We start from the raw sequence: 22804 nt of genomic DNA on the forward strand, positions 1-22804 counted from the left end.
CTAAATGAGAAAAGCACCCTTTATAAGGTTTATATATTGCTTAATTCAAAGCGGTAGTGAATAAATAATACTTCCTATTAAGCTTGGTAAAAAAGATTGGTTGGAAATTTCGGATCGAAGTCAACCTTAGGTTCAATTTTAACCAACAAAAAAACCTGATCGATTGATCAGGTTTTTTTATTCACTTTAACCACTAACAACCACAAATAAAATTTGCTTACCGGGTGGCAAACAAATAAAATTTGTTGTAGTCCGTACGGGAATCGAACCCGTGTTTCATCCGTGAAAGGGATACGTCCTAACCCCTAGACGAACGGACCAGAAATAAAAAAAGAGCATCATTTGTTGTAGTCCGTACGGGAATCGAACCCGTGTTTCATCCGTGAAAGGGATACGTCCTAACCCCTAGACGAACGGACCATTTAATGATTGATGTGCTCTTTTTCTAAATGGTGATGCAAATATAGGGTCTTTAAAGAACAAACCAAAACAGAGTAAAAAAATAATCCAAAAGTAATCACAATCCTTTGAAAATTAGGGATAAAATTTGTGTAATGAAAATATTTAAGTACTCGTAAACTTTATTTTTGTCAATTCTGTTTCAATATTATAACCCATAGAATAATTATAAAATTTTAAAAAAGTAAAATTATGGCCTTAAGATTAGGAGATATTGCACCGGATTTTACTGCTGACTCTTCAGTAGGAAAAATCAACTTTTATGATTACCTAGGAGACAGCTGGGGTATTTTGTTTTCCCACCCTGCAGATTACACTCCAGTATGTACTACCGAATTGGGAGCAGCTTCAAAGTTAAAAGACGAATTTGCCAAGAGAAATGTTAAAATGCTTGCCTTAAGTGTGGATGGAGCAGAAAGTCACAGATCTTGGATCAAGGATATTAATGAGACTCAAGATACTACGGTTGAGTTTCCTATTATTGCTGATGAAGACAAGAAAGTTTCCGAACTTTATGACATGATTCACCCCAATTCTAGTGAAAGTTTTACTGTTCGTTCTGTATTTATCATTGGTAATGACAAAAAGGTAAAATTGATCATCACTTACCCTGCAAGCACTGGTAGAAACTTTGTAGAATTATTAAGGGTAATTGATTCATTGCAGTTGACTGCTAATTATTCTGTTGCTACTCCAGCAGATTGGAAAAGTGGAGAAGATGTAGTTGTTTCCCCTGCCATTAAAACGGAGGACATTCCTGCAAAATTCCCTAAAGGATTTAAAGAAATAAAACCTTATTTGAGAATGACTCCTCAACCGGACTTGAAATAATAAGTTTAAAGGTATAGCGGGGCTGATTAATTTCAGCCCCGTTTTTGGTTAAAGGTATTTTTTATCGCCCGGAAGCTATTGAAATTGTCAAAAAGGATTAGCTACTTGGTTTAGGATTGAATAAAGCTATTTTTTTGCCATGCTAGCGTTTTCAGTAAATTAAAAGTAATTCCAGTCTCACAATTGTATTTGCCTATGCAAGAAAATCAGGTTGTTTGGAGATTTTAGCATAGCACCGCTATGGTGAAATTGAAAACAGCAACGAAGTGGCTGATTTTGAACCGATTTCAGCACGTAATAGATTGTCTATTTCATATTTCGAGTTTAATAATAGCTGCTCCAATTACCTATTTAGGGTTAAACTAAGTAGTCATTTTTCTAAGTAAGGGGTATTGAATAGGAACCTTTTTTATATGGGAGACCGTAGCAGGGCTTGGTTAGTAAAGGATTAGTAAGGGAAATACAATTATTAAAAGTAATTGTTAGGCTCAATTTGAAATAAGTTGTTGCTGTTTTAAGAAAATTAAAAGAAATAATTTCATTTTAAAGCCTTAAAACCATCCGTAAAAAGACTGATGAAAATCATCGAACGAAAAGCGTAATTATTCTTATTATTCAAGTGAATTTCTTCAAACAAATAGTTTATAATACGTATTTTTAGGATTATTAATTTTAGTAAAGAAAATTAGTTAATGGATAAGGAAATAATTAGTAGCATTATCGTAGGATCGGGGAAGTATTTACCAAAAGAAATTATCCCTAATGATTATTTTTTAACCAAAGAATTTTATGACGCAGGCGGTAAAAGATTAGTTAAGCCTAATACCGATATTGTTGCAACGCTTCAAAAAATCACTGAAATAAGAGAAAGGAGGTATCTTGAAGAGAATTTAATGACTTCTGATATGGCTTATTTTGCTGCAAAAGAAGCCTTGACTTCTGCTGAAATTGATGGAGAGTCTCTGGATTATATTATAGTGGCTCATAATTTCGGAGACATTTTAAAAGACAATATTAGAATAGATACTTGTCCTAGTTTGGCGGCCAGGGTCAAAAACAAACTAGGGATTAAAAACCCCTATACAGTAGCCTATGATTTGCCATTTGGTTGCCCCGGATGGATTCAGGGAATGATTCAAGCCAATTACTACCTTCAATCCGGTGATGCAAAAAGAGTGATGGTAATAGGTGCAGAAAATTTGTCACGAATTTCTGATCCTCATGACATTGACAGCATGATTTTTTCTGATGGGGCAGGAGCAGTAATCTTAGAGGCGAAGAAGGGAGATAAAAAAGAAGGCATATTGGCACATATTACCAGGTCAGACACCTTGGACCATGCTTATTTATTGACCATGGGACCTTCTTACAATCCCGATTATCCTGACAATACCCGCTTTTTGAAAATGAATGGCAGGAAATTGTATGAGTATGCTATCAAAACTGTAGCGCCTACCCTTAAGGAATGTATTGAAAAGGCAGGGATAGATCTAGAGGCGATCAAGCATGTACTTATCCATCAAGCGAATGCCAAAATGGATCATAATATTTTGGAACGTCTTTTTCTACTTTATGATAAAAAAGATGTCCCAGGGGACCTTATGCCTATGAGTATTCAGGAATTGGGAAACAATTCTGTGGCCACTGTACCTGTATTGTACGATTTGGTGGCAAAGGGGAATAAAGAAAACCATCATTTCAATGCTGGTGATTATTCTTTATTTGCCTCTGTAGGAGCGGGGATGAATATTAATGCTTTTGTTTACCTACATCCATAAAATTTAATTATTGATTTGCTATGATCAAAAAAATAGATGCTCATCAGCACTTTTGGCGCTATGATCCTATTGACTATTCATGGATTAATGAGGAGATGCTCAGTTTGAAGAAGGATTTCCTCCCAGATGATTTATTTCCAATTTTAGAGGAAAATGGAGTTGAAGGAACAGTCGCTGTTCAAGCATTTCAGGATGAAAAAGAAAATGACTTCCTCTTGGACTTGGCAGAAAAACACCCATTTATCTTGGCTGTGGTGGGATGGATAGATTTAAAGTCTGAGGAATTGCCTGTGAGGTTAAGCAAATATAAATCATATAAAAAATTAAAAGGCTTTAGACATGTCCTACAGGATGAAGCTGATCCGGAATACATCCTTAATCAAGCCTTTCAGCGTGGACTAAAAACCATTATTGGCCTTGGGTATACCTATGACCTTTTAGTGCTTCCACATCAAATAAAAGGGGCCATCAAGACTGTGTCCAATTTTGAGAGCGGAAGCTTTGTACTAGATCACTTGGCCAAGCCGGATATCAAAAATGGACAGAATGAGCAATGGAAGGAGAACATCAAAGCATTGGCAGAGTATCCGAATGTCCATTGTAAGCTCTCAGGAATGATTACAGAAGCGGCATGGAATCAATGGGAGGAGAAAGACTTTTACCCCTATATGGATACGGTAATGGAGGCCTTTGGAGAAGATCGGCTCATGTTTGGCTCTGATTGGCCGGTTTGTAAATTGTCCGGTAGCTATGAACAGGTAGTAGGACTAATGGAAGGGTATTTTAAAGGACATTCTGAGTCTACATTACAAAAAATATGGCATACGAATGCGATAAATTTTTATCAACTTTAATAATAATGTTTCACTATGAATAGATATTGCCTTGCCCTGGATTTAAAGGATGACCCTAAAATTATTGAACAGTATATTGAACACCATAAAAGGGTTTCTGACGAAATTATTGCGAGCATTAAAAATGCAGATATTCAAGTGATGGATATCTACCTGACAGGGAATCGCCTTTTTATGATTATGGAAGTTGGGGACACTTTTTCTTTTGAGGAAAAAGCCAAAATGGATGAAAGCAATGAGAAAGTTCAAGAATGGGAAGGGTTAATGAGTACGCTCCAACAAACGCTTCCCTGGGCCAAGCCTGGTGAAAAATGGGTGCTTATGGAAAAGATCTTTTCCTTATAAAAAGGCAAAAATCAACATCTTTTAAATCGGTTGATTCAAATTTCAACATGTATGTAATCAAGTGGTTTTTTTTGATCTAAAATAATCAATGGGCAATAAGTTTTACCAACCCTTGAATGGAGGAAGCAGCATTAAATAAAATTTACATTTTTCACATGAAAAACTGTTCCTAAACGATTGAATTTGAAGATCAAATTTTCAATGTTTTATTTTAGATTTTGATGAAAATATAGGTAGTTTTAGATTATTGCATTTTTAGTTTTATGGAATATAGATTAAGGTATTTCGTATTGCATTAAATGTTTTTTAATGTATTGGTGAAAATTTTTAAGAAGAAAAGAATTTTTGTAATTATGAAAATCAATAAATCGACAGTATTATTTTTCGCTTGTCTGATGCTTAGTTTATCTGCATTCTCGCAAAAGGATCATTTAAGTTCCCAAGCAGGAGAAGCCAATTTTGGAATCGGATTTGGGCTTCCCTATGGGGGCGTTGGATTACATATAGGTACCAATGTAGCCAAAGGCCTGAACTTATTTGGAGGTGTTGGCTATCAGATTGCTGATATTGGATATAACCTGGGAATTACTAAAGATTTTGAGAGCAAGAATATGGCTCAATTTTATCTTTCAGGTATGATTGGCACGAATGCAGCCATTAAAATTGATGGGTTACCTCAATCTAGCAAAACCTATTTTGGACCCTCCTTGGGTGCAGGGATCAAATTAAATAGCCATCGGAAAGAAGGGAACTTTTGGGATATGGGAATAATTGTTCCTGTAAGATCTTCTGCCTATCAAAATGATCTGGATGGGCTAAAACAAGATCCAAGAATTACTGGACTTACTGAGCCTTGGCCTGTTTTATTGGTATTTGCGTATAATTTTAATTTGTAATCCTTGCTTTCCTTCTCTAATTAAGGTGGGATGTTTATTCAAAGCAAAACCGGATGAGAATTTCTCATCCGGTTTTGCTTTGAATTTTGTTTTAACCCGGATTATGTAATAGGATTTCTCCGTCCTGACCAATGTCAGGGGTGATAGCCTGTCCCGTGTTTACGGGAAGTGTTGCAATCGCAAGACAATCAGGCTGTTTGGAGATTTTAGCATAGCACCGCTATGGTGAAATTGAAAACAGCAACGAAGTGGCTGATTTTAAAGCGATTTCAGCACGTAATAGATTGTCCATTGCATATTTCGGGTTTAATATTCTAACTCACCTTGACATTCACCATCTTTCAATTGAGCTATAGTGGGCGTATACCCATTTTCACTTATTACTGTTACCGGCAATGTTTCTGCATTGAATAGCTTTGATAAAGCACAATAATTTGTGAGGTAGGTATTTGATTGAATTTGCATTTTGCCAGCAACAGCCGTCAAGTTATCAAGCCCTTCCAAAGAATTAAGGCTCATATTGTCCTGAATATAAAGATCTTTTTTAATTCTTTTTAAATTGCTTAATCCTTTGAGGTTCCTTAATGAGCAATCCTTAATATTTACACTAAACATTTCCTCAGCAACATTAAGGCCCTCCAATGTATTGATGCGATTACTCATAAAATCTATGGTGGAAGTCACCTTTCCAGTAAATCCAGTTAAATCTTTGAGTTCATACATGTAGTACAAAGTTAGTGAAGCTATTGTTTCAACGCTCTGAAAATCATTAAAGTCAATAATGTCTATGCCTTTAATTTCAAGTGAACCTATATGGCGAACATTGTTGAGTCCCTCGAATGAAGTTTGTGCATCATTGGAAGAAACTACCAAGTTAGAAATCTCATGAACCTGATCCATCCCCTTGAAATTGATTATTTTAGGATTAGAATTAATGAAAACATAGCCCAACGTTTTTATTTGTTCCAATCCATGCAGATTTAACAAGTTAGGGTTGTCACTTATGGTTAAATATAAATTGCTAGTTTCAGACAGCGATAAACCTTCAAGGGTTTCCAAATTACTATTGCCTTTAATCGTTACGAATCCCTCTACGAGGGTCAGGTTTTCCAAACCATGAAGGTTTTTTAAATTTGTTGTGTTTTCAATTTTTAAATCGTTGTAAACACGGGTCACTAATTCCAAAGCAGACAGGTCTAGGATAGGGTCTTGTTCATCACCTCCTAGGATGAAAAGGTCCCCTTGGATTCCGGTATGACAGCGTAATGCCCAATCGTTTAATTCAGTTTGTGTTGTCAATACCAAATCTCCCGGATGTTCCCCTCCTAAACATTTAATTTCAGACTCTACCATTTCTACTACCAAAGGCTGTTCAACATAGGACTTCAGTTGATCTAAGGTTAGCGTATCCGTGAAATCATCAAAATTGAAGCTTTTAAATAGTAGAGCATAACTATCAGCTAAGGGAAGTGTTACAGATTCATTAATTCCGGCAATTAGTTCTTGGGTAATGACTTCTCCGTCTGCAGTTATTTCAATTGATCCAGGCAGAAAGTCCATTATTCGCTGGTCAGTAACCATTGCCATGTAGATTTTATTAGAAGTAGCAGTTACAATATCCAAACCAAAGGACTGAAAACCAAAGTCGGAGGGGCTATGTCCTTCTGCAGCTACCACTTGCATGGATATTTGTATCTCTGCTTCCTCTTTATTGTCTGTTTCTATGGTCTCTAATTCAAAAGCCAAAGGCAATGACAAATTTTGGTCCTCACTTAGGGATGAGTTTTTCTTAGGAGTGGCCTCTACAATGTTATTGTTATCATCCAGCACATAAAATGCAACTACCTGATAAGATCCTTCCGGAAGAATGATTTTTTCTGTCAGGTAATGATCTCCCATGTCCTGAACCTGAATTTTCTTGCTACTGTAAGCGGTAGAATCTCCATCTACTGTTTGAATAGTAATAATTGCTTTATTATAAGCGGTTACCCTAAGTTGCCTTGAAGATGTGTTTGAAGTTTTGGCAATTTTAATTACAACTGTGGGTAATTTCTCATGATTTTCAGGGTTTTCCTCTTCTTCTCCAGGGTTTGTAATCGGATCAGGGATTACAGTTGGTTTTTCAGCCTCTTCACAAGAAACCAATCCTGCACCAAGAGAAATAAAAAGAATAAGTAAGACTAAACGGAATTTTAATATCATTTCTCTCATGGTTTACATTCCCCCCTTCGAATATTGTCGAAACTTGGATTAAAGGCATTTCCTTTAATCTCGGTGGCAAATGGAAGGTTATTTGCGAGTGTAACCTTGATGTCTTTAAGCGCACAAAAATCGACAAGTGAAGTATTGTCTTTGATGGTAATTTTTACAGGAGGAGACCATACGTATCCTGGGTAAGGATCAGTCCCTTTATAAACAAAATAATAAAGTTCTTTTCCACCTTCAAAGCCATTCAGACTTTTTAGTTGAGGATTATTAATTATAGTAATATCGCTGAAAATTATCTTTGCAGAGGAAAAAGCCGTTATATCTTCCAAAGAAGCATTGTTCTCTAAATGTATTTCACCAACTTGTTCAGCTAAAAATAAAGGAGATAGTGTAGTAAGTTTTGGAGTGTTTAAGACAATCAAATCTTCTATTCCCTCACCATTAGGCTGAAGAAGTCCTTCCAAGTTTTCCAAACTCTTGTTATTATTTAGCTCTAGGATCCATAAATATCTAAACCCACCATCACCACCACCGAAAGAGATCAGTGCCGGATTGTTAGTTACATAAAGTTTAGAATTGAGGTTTTCAGTTTGTGTAGGAAAACTTAGATGTATAAGGTTAGGGTTCTCAAGAATAATTACATCTTTCAGTTTTATTGCGTTTTCAAATCCTTCCCCTTTTAACCCGATAAAATGCTCCATATTTTCAATATGTAAAGATTCTATTGTAGATGCCACATGGTTAAATCCATTAAAGTCTCGGATACTAGGATTATTCGTCAAGTTCAGTCCTCGCAATTTCTCCAAAGAAGTCAATCCATAAAATGACTCTAGAAGGGAGTTGTTTTTTACTATTAATTCTTGAGAAATGTATCGGAGGTAATTCAGTCCCTCCAATGATCGTAATTCCGGATTATTTATGATGTTTAAATTATTTTTTACTTGGTCTATTGTAGCCAATGGTGATAGGTCTAAAATAGGGTCTTCTGAGTCATCAGGAGTATTCCCAATTGTTAAATTTCCTTCGATAATATCATAGCCCTTCAAACCAAAAGAATCAAGGGCTGCTTGGTTGGACAATGTTATATTCCCTTTGAACGTCCCACCGATATAAAACGCATCAGCTCGTTTTTTTGTCATTTCAAAAATTAGTGGCTGATGCTCGAATGTTTGAAGACTATCGTAAGTTATTTCCTTTTCGATGGGTTGAAAAGGTCCATAAGTAAGTGTAAAGTCATACTTTTCACTTGTCTTTGGAAGTACAATTTTATTCAACTTTCCATTAAGTTGCTGGGTCAATATATGGTCACCCTGACTAACAGTTAATTCTGCTGGTATAAAATCCATAAAGTCATCAAACTTTTCACGTACAGCAGAAATGAAAAAGTAAAAGGTCTCCCTAAAGCCAGCCATTCCGGATTCAAAACCGAAAGGCTCTGGATTCTTTCCGGCAGTAGAAATGATCTCAAGGCTTAGGCTTTGGGATTCACTTGCTGCCACTTTAAAAGGGATTGGAAGTGGTTGTGTCAGAAACTCTCCAAACTCAGAGCCTTCCATTGGAGTAGCATATAAGATGTTCCCACTGCTATCAGTCAAATAAAATGCACTAATTTGATAGCTGCCTTGTGATAGGTTTATTTCTTCTATGAGAAGTTCGTCACCTAAACCCAAAATAGGTAAGGTTTTACGGTCGAAGATGGTTTGAGAACCATCTTCATTTTCTATAGTAAGGACAACGCTGTTTACACCTTGGACAGGGAGCTCTAGAATTCTATTTCTTTCATTTCCTACAAAGCTTTCCTTAACCTGAAAACTTATGCTTCCATTAGTAGGTGAATGATGCTCATATTCAGTTGTGCATGCTCCCAAAACAATCAAACTAAAAAGTTGAAAGTAGTGGATCAATTTCCATCTGTTCATATTTTTAAAAATGTTTTTGTAAAACTAAACATTATTTTACAATTCATGCCTTTGTATTTTAAAATATTATTAATGTATTTTAAATAATAAATTATGTTGTTTGATTGCGAATCGCATAATTTGTACAATTTTAATTTATTTGTTTTTCAAAATGGATTTAGAGATTTTACTTTGATGAAATTGTCGAATTTGTAATGGCTTAAATGCCAGTGATTTTCGTGTTAATTTTAACTATGTAGTAAGCTGCTTTTATAATGATGTTCATAAATTGATTAAATTTAAAGTAATGGAAGATATTTGGATAAAAAAATGGAATGAAAGGTATGGCAATGAAGCCTATGCCTATGGAGAAGCACCTAACTTATTTTTCGAAGAAAAAATAAAGGAATTAAAGGTTGGAAAAATGCTATTGCCCGCAGAAGGGGAGGGTAGAAATGCGGTATTTGCTGCAAAATTGGGTTGGGCTGTTTTTGCTTTTGACCAAAGTAATGAAGGTAAGAAGAAGGCCTTGAAATTGGCTGAAAAGAACGGAGTAAGTATAGATTATCAGGTTAACGACCTGGCAATGGTGAATTACTCTAAAGAAGAGTTTGATGTTATTGGCCTTATTTACGCTCATTTTCCAGCAAAACTAAAATCCCAATACCACAAAATACTGGACGGATATTTAAAAATAGGAGGAACAGTTATCCTTGAGGCTTTTAGCAAAAATAATTTGGCTTATAGAGCTAAAAATGAAAAGATAGGAGGGCCTAGAGATTTAGATTCACTTTTTTCTGTGGAAGAGATCAAAGCTGACTTCAGTAATTATACCATTATACAATTAGAAGAAAAAGAGGTTGAACTAGGGGAAGGGGTGTATCATAATGGAAAAGGATCTGTCATTAGGTTTGTAGGACAGAAAAAATAATACCGTGCTTCAGATTACTAATATAGGCTAGGGTAAAATAGCTGTAACATAAAAAAAGGCTGCTTAAATTTAAGCAGCCTTTTTAAATTACATGTTTTTAACTTCTCCAACGAGTTCGTTGAGCACCTTCTTGGCATCTCCGAATAACATTCTGGTTTTAGGATCGAAAAAGAGTGCGTTTTGAATTCCGGCGTAACCTGAACTCATACTTCTTTTTATCACAATGACATTCGTGGCCTTGTTTACTTCTAATATAGGCATTCCATATATAGGACTGGAAGGATCATCATTTGCAGCTGGATTCACTACATCATTTGCACCTATCACCATTACGACATCGGTATTGGGTAACTTCTCATTCATGTCATCCATTTCGATAAGCTTGTCATAAGAAACATCTGATTCAGCTAGCAACACGTTCATATGCCCTGGCATCCTACCGGCTACAGGGTGAATACCATACAGTACTTCAACACCTTTTTCTTCAAGGATCTTTTCTAAATCATGCACAGCATGCTGAGCCTGTGCAACAGCCAAACCATATCCCGGTACAATTACTACACGTTTTGCGTAAGCCAAAAGGATAGAAGAGTCATAAGAATTGATTTCTTTAGCAACTTGATCTCCATCTTGACCCGCAGCCGCAGCTCCTGATCCACCCCCAAAGGAGGTAAATAGGATATTTGAAACTGATCTGTTCATGGCTTTGGCCATTAGTAAAGTAAGTAGAATACCTGCTGAACCAACCAAAATACCACCCATAAGCATTACCTTATTGTCATAAAGCAAACCTGTCGTAGCAGCGGTAACCCCTGTCAGTGAATTGAGTAGTGAGATCACTACAGGCATATCTGCACCACCAATTGGGTAAACAAACATTAATCCATAGATGAGAGAAAGTACCACCAATACATAAATTAGGGTTGGTTGTGGGGCAGCAGAGGCAAGTATGTAAGCCGCTAATGCTATTGCTATCCCTAGTACTGCAAAGCCAAGCATTTTATTGATACGAATATCTTTCAAAACACCCTGAAGTTTACCCATGGCTACCAATGACCCGGAAAACGAAACCGATCCAATGACTAAGCTGGACATAAGTACAGCTCCTTTGCCTATGTCATCCACTGGAAGGTCACCATATTCTACGAGACCTATAAGAGCTGCTGCAGCACCACCCATACCATTGAAGAAGGATACAAGCTGAGGCATGGCAGTCATCTGTACGGTTTTGGCAGAATAAATCCCTCCAATCGTTCCTAGGGCCATTGCAATTAGTATAAGTACAAGGTTGTCTAAACCTGGAGTCAGGAAAGAAGCTAAAATAGCCAAAATCATTCCTGAAAGGGCAATGCTATTACCTTTACGCGCAGAATCCGGATGACTCATCATCTTGATACCAACGATAAAAAGTACTACTGCTATCAGGTAGCAAATATCTATTATCTGTAAAATCATGATTCTTATTTTTTACCTGGTTTTTTCTTAAACATCTCTAACATTCTGTTGGTAACAGCGAATCCACCTACCACATTAAGTGTAGCAAGTAATACTGCCAAAAAACCTAGTGACAAGGCCAGATAGTTTGCAGGGTCTGTTTTTCCCAGAACTATTATGGATCCCACGATCACAACGCCTGAAAGGGCATTTGAACCTGACATAAGTGGAGTATGAAGTACAGTAGGTACTTTCGAAATTACCTCAACCCCTACGAATATCGCCAGAATGAAAATATAAAGTTCTTGTTGGTTAGTTGATATATATTCAATAATCGCTTCCATATTACTTTAATAACGGTTCATAAACTATTGCCCCATCATGAGTGATGCAGGTTCCTTTAATAATCTCATCCTCAAAATTGAGGTTTAGTTTGTCTTCTTTTAACAAGAGTTTAAGAAGATTTTGTACGTTTTTACTGTACATCTTACTGGCATCCTGCGGCATGGTGGATGGCAAGGCAGAGTTACCGATTACGGTTATCCCATCAATTGATACCGTTTCGTTGTTTTGTGTGCCTTCGCAATTCCCTCCATTAGCTGCAGCTAAATCAACCACAACAGCTCCGGATTTCATTTTCTCCAGCATGGCTTTGGTAATCAAGATAGGTGCTTTTCTTCCAGGTATCAAGGCCGTAGTAATTACCACGTCTGATTTAATGATGGATTTTTCGAGCATTTCAGATTGCTTCTTCTTGTATTCTTCAGATTGTTCTACAGCATACCCTCCAGCTCCTTTGTCTTCTACAGCACCAGGAACTTCCACAAATTTACCTCCTAAACTTTCAACTTGTTCTTTTACGGAAGGTCTTGTGTCAAATGCCTCTACCACAGCTCCAAGCCTTTTGGCAGTAGCTATGGCCTGTAATCCTGCTACTCCAGCTCCTATTACCAAAACTTTAGCGGGTGCAATTGTACCTGCAGCAGTCATTAGCATTGGGAAAAATCTTGGCAAATTAGCAGCAGCCAATAAAACGGCTTTATAACCTGAAACCGTACTCATGGAGGACAATACATCCATACTTTGCGCACGTGTAATTCTTGGGATGGAGTCCATACTAAACAAAGAGACTCCTGTATCCGCAAGGGTTTTCATGAGCTCTTTGGCAAATAAAGGTTGGTATACACCAAATAAATATTTGCCCTTACTTAATAAGGAATGGTCTGCAGCATCTAATGGAGTGATCTGAAAAATCATTTCTGCCTCTTTCAAAACATCCTTGCGGTCTTTGACTTCAGCACCAGCTTCCAAAAATGTGTCATCAGAAAGGAAAGAGGATTCCCCAGCCCCTTTTTCGATCAGGATTTTATTTCCCGATGCAGTTAGGACCTTTACAGCTTCCGGATGTAAGGAAACCCTGGTTTCCGGAGAAGGTTCTTTTAAAATTCCTAAAATCATAATGGTGGTTTATAAATGTAATCCAAACATTGAGTATACAAAATCAATTTCTCTCATCTTAGCAGCCAACCTTAGAGCTTCAAATGATTTTGGCAGTGCAAAAAAAGCACTTTTTTACGGATTTTACCGTAATGTTGGCCAAAACTTTCGCTTTTTAGTTAGTTGAAGTATTTTTTCACCTATTAAACTTAACATATTGAAAAATTTCAATTTAATCAAGCGATTTTATTGTCAAAATTGGACTTTGCTCTATTTGTATTTCTCTAAGCTAAGTTAAAAATGCTTAGGTTTCAGGGATTTCCTTCCTTTTTCTTACGGCTATCTTATTAAAATGATCGATTTACTTTTTACCCTATGGGAGAAATGTACTAATGATTGGTAGATTAGAAGAAATAGTAATAAGTGATTGTACGACACTTATAATATTGATCTTATAATTGGTTAAACCTCCTTGACGCGACCTGAATAGGCATATAATCCATTTTTTAGCTTAATTTAGGGAAAAACCCCTTCAAATGATCTCAACTTTCGCTAGAATGACTCGCTTTTTACAGGAAAAGGCCACTCCAAATATTGTAATTATTTATGCTGATGATATGGGCTATGGAGACCTGGGAATCCAAAACTCAGAATCTAAAATTCCTACACCTTATCTTGACCAACTGGCCTCAGAAGGAATGCTCTTTACTGACGCACACAGTTCTTCCGGTATTTGCTCTCCAAGTAGGTATGCACTATTAACAGGGAGTTACCATTGGAGACGGCAACATGGGATTATAGACGCTTTTGGTAAACCCTTTTTCAATGATACTGACATAACACTTCCTCAGGTATTAAAGACCAAAGGTTATGAGACGGCTTGTATTGGGAAATGGCACCTGGGTTGGGATTGGCCATTCAAAAATGAGCCCTCTGGAGAAGTCATGCAATGGGGTAAAATGCGAAAAGTTTATTTGCCGCAAGATATAGATTGGAGTCAACCAATTTCCGGGGGACCTTTAGATCGAGGTTTCGACTACTATTATGGTGATGGCACCATCAATTTCCCACCTTATGCATGGGTAGAAAATGACCGACTACCAATTAAACCCAATGCATCAATGGATATTCAAAATATAGGATTCTCCACCAAAGAAGGAGATTGGGAATTTAGGCCTGGGCCTAAGGTAGAAGGTTGGAATCCCTATGAAGTATTGCCTAGCTTGACTGATAATGCGGTAGAATACATAAATACTAGAGATCCTAAAGAACCGTTTTTCCTTTATTTGGCTTTGCCCTCACCGCATGCGCCCATAATTCCAAATGATGAATTTGATGGGAAATCAAAGGCTGGAGCGTATGGAGATTTTATGGTGCAAACAGATTGGGTAGCAGGTCAGGTAATTCAAGCCATCAAAGACAAGGGCTTAGAGGAAAATACCATCGTGATATTCAGTGCGGACAATGGACCTGAAGGTTATGCTTGGAAGAGGGCAGAGGACTATGGGCATTTTAGCATGGGCGACTTTCGTGGTCTCAAACGTGATGTTTGGGAAGGAGGACATCATGTGCCGTTTATTATTAAATGGCCAGGAAAAATAAAGGAAGGGTCAGTTTCTCAGGAAACCATCTCACAAATTGATTTAATGGCCACTTTAGCTGAAATAGCAGGAGCAAGCCTTCCTGAAAATGCTGCCCCTGACAGTTATAATCTTTTGCCGGTATTGAAATCAGAACCTTACCCAACACCATTGAGGGAAGCAACCGTCCACAATACGTATGCAACGAAATGGGGAATAAGGAAAGGTAAATGGTTGTACATAGATGATTCAACGGGTGGACATAGGCCCTTGCCTCCATCCTTCAAAGCATTGAAAGGATATTCTGATTTCAAGACAGCGGGTCTCCTTTTTAATATGGAAGAAGATCCGGAGCAAAGAGTGAATTTGTACCTAGAACATCAGGAGAAGGTTAAAGAATTGGAAGCGCTTCTTCAAAAATACCGTGAATCAGCTAGGTCTGTTCCATTAAAAACAAAAAACTAATACCACACTTGAAAGCTAAACTGTAGACATTGTATCTTTTAATGTACCTTCAGTATTCCAAATTAAGTCTAGTGCCTATTTATAGTTTAATGGATAAATGCTGCAATTAATTTCTAACTTTAGGTTAATCTAATCACTAAAAAAGTATAAAAATGAAAACATTACTTGCCCTATTATGTATGGTAGGCATTCTTATTCCCGTTTATGGTCAGAAATTTGAGCCAAATTACGATGAGGATAAGGTGCCTGAGTATCAGTTACCCAGCTTGCTAAATATGGAAAATGGTAAACCCGTCACCAACAAAAGGCAATGGGGGAAAAGGAGGGCGGAATTAGTGGAAATATTTGAAAATGAAATATATGGTAAATCTCCTGAATGGGATGGCCAAATTACTAGTCGACTAATTTTCGAAAATAAGGATTATTTGAATGGAAAGGCCACTCGTAAGGTTATAAGACTCACTTTAGCAAGAGCTGGGGAAACCGTTGATCTTGATTTGTTGGTGTTTTATCCCAATTTAGGTAAGAAGGTACCCGCATTTTTAGGGCTCAATTTTTATGGCAACCATACTATTTCTTCTGACGATCAAGTTGCTGTTCCAGACACATGGGTAAGAAACAATGAAGCCATGGGAAGTGCAAACAATAAGCCGTCTGAAAAAGGTAGGGGCCTAAGAATTGACAATTGGCCTTACGAGGATATTTTGTCCAGAGGATATGGCTTGGTTACCCTTTATTATGGTCAAATAGATCCTGATTATGCCGATGGTTTTAAGAATGGAGTTCATGCTTTGTATCCTGAAGGAAAAAGAAAGCCCAATTCCTGGGCAAGTATTGCTGCTTGGGGTTGGGGCCTTTCTCGAGTGATGGATTACCTGGAAGAGGAAGATTGGGTTGACGATAAGAAAGTTGCCGTATTGGGTCATAGCAGATTGGGTAAAGCAGCTTTATGGGCTGGAGCAACAGACGAAAGATTTGGTATGGTTATCTCCAATAATTCAGGTTGTGGGGGAGCAGCATTGTCTCGAAGAGCCTATGGAGAAACCATAGGGCAGATGATCAATGTTATTCCTTATTGGTTCTCAGATAGCTTTACTGTCTACGATAAAAAAGAAAATGAATTACCTGTAGATCAACACCAACTATTGGCTTTGATGGCACCTAGGCCTTTGTATGTTGCCAGTGGGGTAGAAGATCAGTGGGCAGATCCTAAGGGTGAGTTTTTATCCTGTGTAGCAGCTTCTCCAGCCTATGAGTTATTTGGAAAAGAAGGTGTGCCAGCAGAAGTGCTACCCCCTTTAGACCAACCTGTAATGGGGTCGATAGGTTATCATATTCGTTCAGGTGGCCATGGCTTGTTGCCTTACGACTGGAAACAATACCTTGATTTTGCGGACAAGCATTTTTAACCCGAAATATGCAATAGACATTCTATTACGTACTGAAATCGCTTTAAAATCAGCCACTTCGTTGCTGTTTTCAATTTCACCAAAGCGGTGCTATGCTAAAATCTCCAAACAGCCTGATTGTCTTGCGATTGCAACACTTCCCGTAAACACGGGACAGGCTTCACCCCTGACTATTGTCAGGACGGAGAAATTCTATTACATAATCCGGGTTTATTACTATTAATAGGGAGGGAAAACTTAAACTTCATTGAAAATAAAAAGGAGGTCTCAAAGACCTCCTTTTTGCATGCTTCTTAGATGAATAAATATTATTTACCTTTTATTATTCCTTCGTCTATCAATACTCGAAACGAATCTTCCATTGTATCCTTGAGGGGCATAAATTCAATACCCAGGTCTTTTTTTATTTTAGAATTGTCTGCATGAAAGGGTACGTTTACGTTGTTTTTAATGTACTTGCGCGTAAACAACTTATTGGCCATAGGCCCAATTAGCATCAACAACCATTTAGGCATTGCTCGTTTGGGTAATGGATATTTGTCTCCATATTTTGGCAATAAAATTGCCCCCATTTCCAAGAGATCTGTATCATGCGCAGACGTAATGTATCGACCTTTCGCTTCTGGAGTATAGCCTGCCCTGAAATGTGCTTCCGCCACATCCCGTACATCAACTACTCCAAGCCCCATTTTAGGAGCACCCATTTTGAGTTCACCGCCTCCTAACATTTTGAGGATATTGATGCTTTCTGAAGTGGTGTTAGCAGGATTCAGGGCTGGCCCTAAAACCAAGGACATATTGATGGTCACCAAATCCCACTGGCTTTGGGACTTTTCGATTTCCCAAGCCTTTTTTTCTGCTAAAGTCTTTGAATAGGAATAAGGTTGGTAGTCCAAGGAAGCTGTGGTATTCCATACTTCTTCGGTAATTCTACCTTCTGGTGCATTTACAGTGTCGATAGCATCCGTATAAATCGCAGCACAACTACTGGTAACCACTACACGTAACACTGAAGCTACCTCCTTTGCTGTATTCAATACGTCCGCGGTGCCTTTTAGGGCAGGATCTATTAATTCTTTTTGTGGGTCCTTGATGTCCATGGTAAATGGAGAAGCGGTATGGTAAACCAACTCACAACCTTCCATGGCGGCTTTGTAAGATCCTGCTTGCAGCAAATCACCAGCAAAGAATTTGATTTCACCAGGTGAATTTGCCGCGGCTGTTTTTAAATGACCAATTTTCTTTTCATCATTTGGATTCCGGACAGCTGCATGTACAGTGATTCCTTCATCCAGTAGTTTTTTGACCAACCAACTGGCTACATATCCATTGGCACCTGTGACCATTACAGGTTTTGATTTATCTATTTTTGTCATTATTATTCTGTTTTAACTCGGATCATGTAATAGGGTTTCTCCTCCCTGACAATAATCAGAGGTGAAGCATATCCCGTGTTTAAGGGAAGTGTTGCAATTACAAGAAAATCAGGCTGTATTGAAGCGATTCCAGTTTGTGATAGATTGTCTATTGCCTATTTCGGGTTTAATTTTGATACATAAATGTCACATAAAGGATTTGGAAAGGTTAACACCAAATACTGAAGCTTTAACACTAATTGAGTAAAACACTTCGCCAATGGTATTTTTAATTGTGATCTTTCATTTGAATATGTATTTGAAATTTAGGCCTTAATTTGAAAAGCACCTTATTGGTTTATTTATTTTCCAATTGCTTGATCTGGTAGGGTTCAAATACTTTTTTCTCATTCGGACTTTTAAGGAGTAACAGCATTGCTTTACCTAAATTGCTACTTCCGATTGTGTTTTTCATTCTTTTGAATAGCGGAAAAATTGGCCTAAATAACACATATAAGGTATTGTACCATCCGGTTTTTGATTTCACGCCTTTCTCCGGCAAGATTATTCCTGGACGAAAGGCATAAGCATCCTTAAAACCTAGGTGTAAAAGGTAATTTTCAGTTTTCCCTTTGACTCTGGCCCACATACTATTCCCCTTTTCAGAGCTATCAGTTCCTACTCCAGAAATGTAGGTGACAATCATGCCCGGGGTACTTTTATAAAGTGTATCGAACAATATTTTACTATAACCAAAAGTCATTTTGGTGTAAGCTTCCTCACTAAGCCCCATAACTGAAACACCCATGCAATGGAAGCAAGCATCGTATCCGGCTAAATTTTGGGCATGTGATGGAATTTGTTCAAAATCTGCCACCAATAGCTCTTTAATCTTTGGATGATGTAGCTCGATGGGCCGACGATTAATAAGTAAAATTTCTTTTACAATTGCCGCTTCAAGGCATTCAATCAATACAGCATGGCCAACCATTCCTGAAGCACCAGTAATAATAATTTTCATGGGTATTTAGTTTAAAGTAGGCTTATTTCTATAGTCATTTGGTGTCATTCCTGTTTTGGATTTAAACAAACGACTGAAGTAATGAGGATAGTTAAAGCCTAGTTTATAAGCAATACCACTAACCGAATCAGCATCGCTTAATAATAAGGTCTTGGCTTTATCTACAATGAAATTATTGATGTGGTCTTTGGTACCAATTCCCGTTTGCTTTTTCAATAGGTCGCTAAGGTATTTGGGAGAAAGGTGGATGGCCTCTGCGAAATAATCGATGGAAGGACTGCCATGTTCTGTAAACTTCCCTTCTTTATAATACCTTTTGAGCAATTTTTCAAATTGACTAACCGTATCTATGTTTTGAGCTGTACGTGTATTGAATTGACGTTCATAATAACGCATGCTGTAATTTAAGAGCAATTCTAAGGTACTTACTATAACGCGCTGGCTGTGGTTATCAACCCTTTCCTTAATTTCAGCTTTTATTAAGTTGACACATTCATAAAGTGTATTTTGTTCTGCCTCTGAAAGGTGCAAAGCCTCATGGACATCATAAGAGAAAAAGCCATAATCGTCTATTCTGTTCCCTAAATCTGTATGGCGAATGAGGTCGGGGTGAATAAATACAATCCACCCATGAATTTCGTTTATTTGTTGTTCTTTTTGAATAGAAGTGACCTGATTTGGAGCGGTGAAGATTAGTACTCCTTCATTGAAATCATAGGCATTGCGTCCATAGTTTAGCCCACAGCTGGCATCTTTAAGGGCAATGGTATACAAATCCATAGCCATTTTTTTTTCCAACCATTCTGGTCCAATTTCCCATTGGCTGACATCTATGATGCTAATTAGAGGATGAAAAGGTTTAGGAAATCCACACAATGCATGCAGTTCACTAATTGACTTTATACGTAAAATTTCTTCCTGCATATTAATTTAAGCTAAGATCAAATTTCAACTAATTCTATTGAAATTGATAACACAAAATGCAGAAAAAAGAACACTAATGAATTTAGTTTGCACTAATTAGTGAATATAGGGCTTAAAATTGGTCGTTCCAACTGTTAAGAGACCTATACCATCCTTATAGTTCTGCCTGTAAGGACTATCCTAAAAATGAAGAGGAGCTTGTTTTCTAACTCTTTACAATTATTAAAGTTTAGGCTTACTTCCCAATTTTACCCAGATGTGTATGTTTGAAATCATCATTGTATTTCAGTCCATAACCAAAAATTCTATCCATGGCTGAATGGCCAAATAAAATGATACCTGTTAATATTGGTATTGGGGTGTTTAGGCTAGTGCCTAGGGCAAATATCAAAATTGCCGTCAATTTATGGTGGAAGAAATTATACAACAAGGCTCCAATTTTTGGATTCACCAAATAGCCTAGCATGGATAAGTCAGGCAATAAAATACATGTAGGGAAAACCCACCAAGCGTAATCTAAATTAGCAAATATGAGTATAGCAAGTAAAAACTGGCCAACTTCTTCAAGTTTTAGAAGCGAATTCATTTCCTTAGTCAATTTATCGAATTATTTTGTTTTGATACAAAATTCAACAATTTCAACTCAGTAGCTCTTGACTTAAATCAAGAATTTTTACTTTTTCGTTTTCTAATTCTACTTAGGGTTTCAGCCGACATACCAAGTACGGAAGCAATGTATTGCAAGGGTACAAGATTAAATAAATCCTTGTTTTTCTGGTAATACAAATCATACCTTTCCTCTGCTGTCATTGAAATATGAGAAAAAACCCTGTCCTCAAGCATGGCAAAGCACTTTACTATGAATTGCTTTTCAATTGTATTCCATTTAGGGAAATTCTCACAAAGCTTAAGGTAGTTCTCTTTACTTATTGTCAATAAGCTCACATCTGTTATTGCCTGAATTGTCCAGCGGTTTGGCTGCTGATAAAAGAATCCCATGATCTCGGTGATAAGTTGGTCTTCTTTGGACAGCCATTGGGTGACCTCTTTTCCATCAGACAAAGTGTAGATTCTGAAAATACCCGATTTAACAATACTAAGCCGATTGCAGATTTTCCCTGAGCAGGTGAAATAGTCATTTTTCTGAAGTTTTTCCTCGTAGAAGTAGGACTGAACTATATCCAACTCTTCCTCGGAAAGTTCTCCAAAATAGGCTTGTATTAGTTGATTAAAGTTTTTCACGGAAGATTGAAATTAGCCAAAATTTCTATGTGGACAAAAATCAATAGCCTTTGACTTTAATTCTTGCTTAATAATTTTACCTTTTTCTATGAATTATAGCTGTTTACCAAATACTTATAGAACTAATCTTTGTTAATTATTCGGCTAGCCAACCCTGCACTTATTCGGTTAAGGAATAGTAATAGTTTAACCTTTCCAATTCTTACCTCATACCTGTCTTTTTCAAAAGCGATCATAAATTCATCCACGAGCTTTTCTGCTGTGATTTTATTTTTTCCTCTTCCCTTGGTCATGGCTGTATCTACAAGAGGAGGCAAAATTTCAAAAACTTTTACTTTCTTCAATTGTTGCCTTAGGGTTTTAGTGAAAATATGCAATCCTGCTTTGTTAGCACAATAGATTGGGGCCACGACTTTGGGGACAAGTGCAAGGACAGAGCTTACATTTACAATGGCTGCATTATTATTCTGTTCTAGAATAGGTAAAAGCAAAGCCGTAAGCTTAACAGGGGCAAGAAAATTGATCTGTGTTTCGAATTCTATTTTCTTTATAGCTTCTGGATCTTCTGCAAAGGTATGGTTGTATTGTATACCTGCATTATTAATTAAAACATTCAGGTCCTGGTGCTCCTTTTTAATATACTGAGTCAGTTTTTCTAAACCCTCTTTTGTAGCTAAATCACAGTTTATGATATGGATTTCTGGAAAACACTGTTTTACAGCTTGTAGATCTTCTACGTTTCTCCCAGTTATAATTACCTGGTTGTTTAGCTTTAGGAATTTTTTTGCAAGGGCTAAACCAATGCCTTTGTTTCCACCCGTGATAAGTACTTTGTTACCTGATAGGATCATTTTAGTTTTTAATAAATGCTTTTTTTCAAATTCCTGAAAACCATTCTCTATACCAATGATTATATCCTTTAGAAGGAGGTAAATAAAAACACAATAGAATAATTCATCTTTTGGTATTAAATGCGTAAATAGAATAGATTGGGCAAGTTCAAACCTTTTTTTATGTAGTGCATTTACATAGGTAAAGAAATTATTCTTTTGATAATTTTTGTCTGACTCGACTAAGTTGAGTTGGAGTGATTCCTAAATAGGATGCAATATGGTATTGAGGGATGATTTGTTCTAGGTCAGAAAACTCTTTTTTAAAAATCAGGTACCTCTCACTGGCATTTAAAAGAACAATTTCAACTTCTCGTTGCTCTTTTTGAACAAAATATCGCTCTGAGAGGATTCTGGCCATGCGTTCTAAATCTTGGTGCTTATCATATAGTGCTATTAGCTTTGAAGAATTGGCTTCCCTTAACTTGCAATCGGTCATTGCTTGTTGGATGATTTGGTTTGGTTTTCCAGTAACCAAGGAGGAATAACCTCCTATAAAACATGGAGCTTTGAAAAAGTGTTTGTTGTATTCTTGACCTCTTTTATTTCTAAAATAAGCCCTAATAACTCCCTCTTCCAGGAAGCCTATTTTTTTAGCAATAACACCAGCATCAATAAAAATATCATTCTTTGCTATTTGCCTAAAGGTAAATAATGCGCCTACTTCCTTTACCGTATGCTCAGTAATGGGAGAAATACTGTTGATATAGTCAATTAATTTTTGCATTTAATTCAAGGTGTTGGTAAATAAATTGTAGGCAAATGATAGTGGCATTTGCTTTTTAGTATAGGAAGGGAACTTTTAAAAATAGTCATTCCTTATTGAATTACAGTTTATTTTTGTTCC

The 22804-nt window shown here is 37.0% G+C and carries 20 protein-coding genes and 2 tRNA genes; 8 read left to right on the forward strand and 14 right to left on the reverse strand.

Translation table 11 applies throughout. The features are described 5' to 3' along the window. Positions 1–248: 248 nt before the first annotated feature. Together CA2015_RS19390 and CA2015_RS19395 are read right to left on the reverse strand one after the other, a co-directional pair. Positions 249–320: transfer RNA gene (locus CA2015_RS19390), tRNA-Glu, on the reverse strand. 28 nt (positions 321–348) lie between these two features. Continuing rightward, positions 349–420, reverse strand: a tRNA-Glu gene (locus CA2015_RS19395). Positions 421–651: 231 nt separating this feature from the next. On the opposite strand from CA2015_RS19395, the gene CA2015_RS19400 reads away from it, so the two are divergent. The 5 genes from CA2015_RS19400 to CA2015_RS19420 all read left to right on the forward strand — a co-directional run bounded on the left by CA2015_RS19400 (position 652) and on the right by CA2015_RS19420 (position 5163). Then, positions 652–1290: a peroxiredoxin gene (locus CA2015_RS19400; protein WP_048643394.1), complete on the forward strand. Its 639-nt coding sequence runs from the start codon at positions 652–654 to the stop codon at positions 1288–1290. 692 nt (positions 1291–1982) lie between these two features. Then, a complete protein-coding gene (locus tag CA2015_RS19405) occupies positions 1983–3068 on the forward strand; it encodes a 3-oxoacyl-ACP synthase III family protein (RefSeq protein ID WP_048643395.1) in 1086 nt (361 codons plus the stop codon). A 20-nt stretch (positions 3069–3088) separates the two neighbouring features. Further along, a complete protein-coding gene (locus CA2015_RS19410) occupies positions 3089–3922 on the forward strand; it encodes an amidohydrolase family protein (RefSeq protein ID WP_048643396.1) in 834 nt (277 codons plus the stop codon). 15 nt (positions 3923–3937) lie between these two features. After that, positions 3938–4267 (forward strand): L-rhamnose mutarotase, encoded by a 330-nt coding sequence (locus CA2015_RS19415; protein ID WP_048643397.1) that lies wholly within the window; start codon positions 3938–3940, stop codon positions 4265–4267. Between the two features lie 353 nt (positions 4268–4620). Then, on the forward strand, positions 4621–5163 hold the full coding sequence (locus CA2015_RS19420; protein ID WP_048644640.1) for a hypothetical protein: 543 nt from the start codon (positions 4621–4623) through the stop codon (positions 5161–5163). A gap of 306 nt (positions 5164–5469) precedes the next feature. Here the strand turns inward: CA2015_RS19420 and CA2015_RS19425 are convergent, their stop codons facing one another. Both CA2015_RS19425 and CA2015_RS19430 read right to left on the reverse strand, forming a co-directional pair. After that, on the reverse strand, positions 5470–7365 hold the full coding sequence (locus CA2015_RS19425) for a receptor L domain-containing protein (protein WP_169786500.1): 1896 nt from the start codon (positions 7363–7365) through the stop codon (positions 5470–5472). 5 nt (positions 7366–7370) lie between these two features. Continuing rightward, positions 7371–9290, reverse strand: a complete 1920-nt coding sequence (locus CA2015_RS19430) for a hypothetical protein (RefSeq protein WP_048643399.1) — start codon at positions 9288–9290, stop codon at positions 7371–7373. A 286-nt stretch (positions 9291–9576) separates the two neighbouring features. On the opposite strand from CA2015_RS19430, the gene CA2015_RS19435 reads away from it, so the two are divergent. Then, on the forward strand, positions 9577–10200 hold the full coding sequence (locus CA2015_RS19435) for a methyltransferase domain-containing protein (RefSeq protein ID WP_048643400.1): 624 nt from the start codon (positions 9577–9579) through the stop codon (positions 10198–10200). An 87-nt stretch (positions 10201–10287) separates the two neighbouring features. Here the strand turns inward: CA2015_RS19435 and CA2015_RS19440 are convergent, their stop codons facing one another. Genes CA2015_RS19440 through CA2015_RS19450 form a run of 3 tightly spaced genes read right to left on the reverse strand, consistent with a single transcriptional unit; the run spans position 10288 to position 13092 of the window. Continuing rightward, positions 10288–11655, reverse strand: a complete 1368-nt coding sequence (locus CA2015_RS19440) for an NAD(P)(+) transhydrogenase (Re/Si-specific) subunit beta (RefSeq protein ID WP_048643401.1) — start codon at positions 11653–11655, stop codon at positions 10288–10290. 5 nt (positions 11656–11660) lie between these two features. Beyond that, positions 11661–11978: an NAD(P) transhydrogenase subunit alpha gene (locus CA2015_RS19445; protein ID WP_048643402.1), complete on the reverse strand. Its 318-nt coding sequence runs from the start codon at positions 11976–11978 to the stop codon at positions 11661–11663. A gap of 1 nt (position 11979) precedes the next feature. Then, positions 11980–13092, reverse strand: a complete 1113-nt coding sequence (locus CA2015_RS19450; protein ID WP_048643403.1) for a Re/Si-specific NAD(P)(+) transhydrogenase subunit alpha — start codon at positions 13090–13092, stop codon at positions 11980–11982. A 515-nt stretch (positions 13093–13607) separates the two neighbouring features. Here CA2015_RS19450 and CA2015_RS19455 point away from each other — a divergent pair. Both CA2015_RS19455 and CA2015_RS19460 read left to right on the forward strand, forming a co-directional pair. Beyond that, the gene (locus CA2015_RS19455) at positions 13608–15116 is read left to right on the forward strand and encodes a sulfatase family protein (RefSeq protein ID WP_048643404.1); all 1509 of its coding nucleotides are present in this window, start codon (positions 13608–13610) and stop codon (positions 15114–15116) included. 152 nt (positions 15117–15268) lie between these two features. Further along, entirely contained in the window at positions 15269–16525 is a 1257-nt protein-coding gene (locus tag CA2015_RS19460) for an alpha/beta hydrolase family protein (protein ID WP_084011910.1), read from the forward strand. A 308-nt stretch (positions 16526–16833) separates the two neighbouring features. On the opposite strand, the gene CA2015_RS19465 is transcribed toward CA2015_RS19460, so the two are convergent. The 7 genes from CA2015_RS19465 to CA2015_RS19495 all read right to left on the reverse strand — a co-directional run bounded on the left by CA2015_RS19465 (position 16834) and on the right by CA2015_RS19495 (position 22684). Next, positions 16834–17901, reverse strand: a complete 1068-nt coding sequence (locus CA2015_RS19465; protein WP_048643406.1) for an NAD-dependent epimerase/dehydratase family protein — start codon at positions 17899–17901, stop codon at positions 16834–16836. 337 nt (positions 17902–18238) lie between these two features. Next, on the reverse strand, positions 18239–18901 hold the full coding sequence (locus tag CA2015_RS19470; RefSeq protein WP_048643407.1) for a Rossmann-fold NAD(P)-binding domain-containing protein: 663 nt from the start codon (positions 18899–18901) through the stop codon (positions 18239–18241). A 6-nt stretch (positions 18902–18907) separates the two neighbouring features. Then, entirely contained in the window at positions 18908–19825 is a 918-nt protein-coding gene (locus CA2015_RS19475; protein ID WP_048643408.1) for a helix-turn-helix domain-containing protein, read from the reverse strand. A gap of 235 nt (positions 19826–20060) precedes the next feature. Beyond that, complete coding sequence (locus CA2015_RS19480) at positions 20061–20411, reverse strand: DUF4260 domain-containing protein (RefSeq protein ID WP_048643409.1); 351 nt, start codon at positions 20409–20411, stop codon at positions 20061–20063. Positions 20412–20488: 77 nt separating this feature from the next. After that, on the reverse strand, positions 20489–21067 hold the full coding sequence (locus tag CA2015_RS19485; RefSeq protein WP_048643410.1) for a Crp/Fnr family transcriptional regulator: 579 nt from the start codon (positions 21065–21067) through the stop codon (positions 20489–20491). A 122-nt stretch (positions 21068–21189) separates the two neighbouring features. Next, a complete protein-coding gene (locus CA2015_RS19490; RefSeq protein WP_048643411.1) occupies positions 21190–21918 on the reverse strand; it encodes an SDR family oxidoreductase in 729 nt (242 codons plus the stop codon). Between the two features lie 190 nt (positions 21919–22108). Beyond that, positions 22109–22684, reverse strand: coding sequence for a Crp/Fnr family transcriptional regulator (locus CA2015_RS19495; protein ID WP_048643412.1), 576 nt, complete (start codon positions 22682–22684; stop codon positions 22109–22111). Between the last annotated feature and the right edge of the window lie 120 nt (positions 22685–22804).

The sequence above is a fragment of the Cyclobacterium amurskyense genome (assembly GCF_001050135.1).
In the GTDB taxonomy this organism is placed as follows: Bacteria; Bacteroidota; Bacteroidia; order Cytophagales; family Cyclobacteriaceae; genus Cyclobacterium; species Cyclobacterium amurskyense.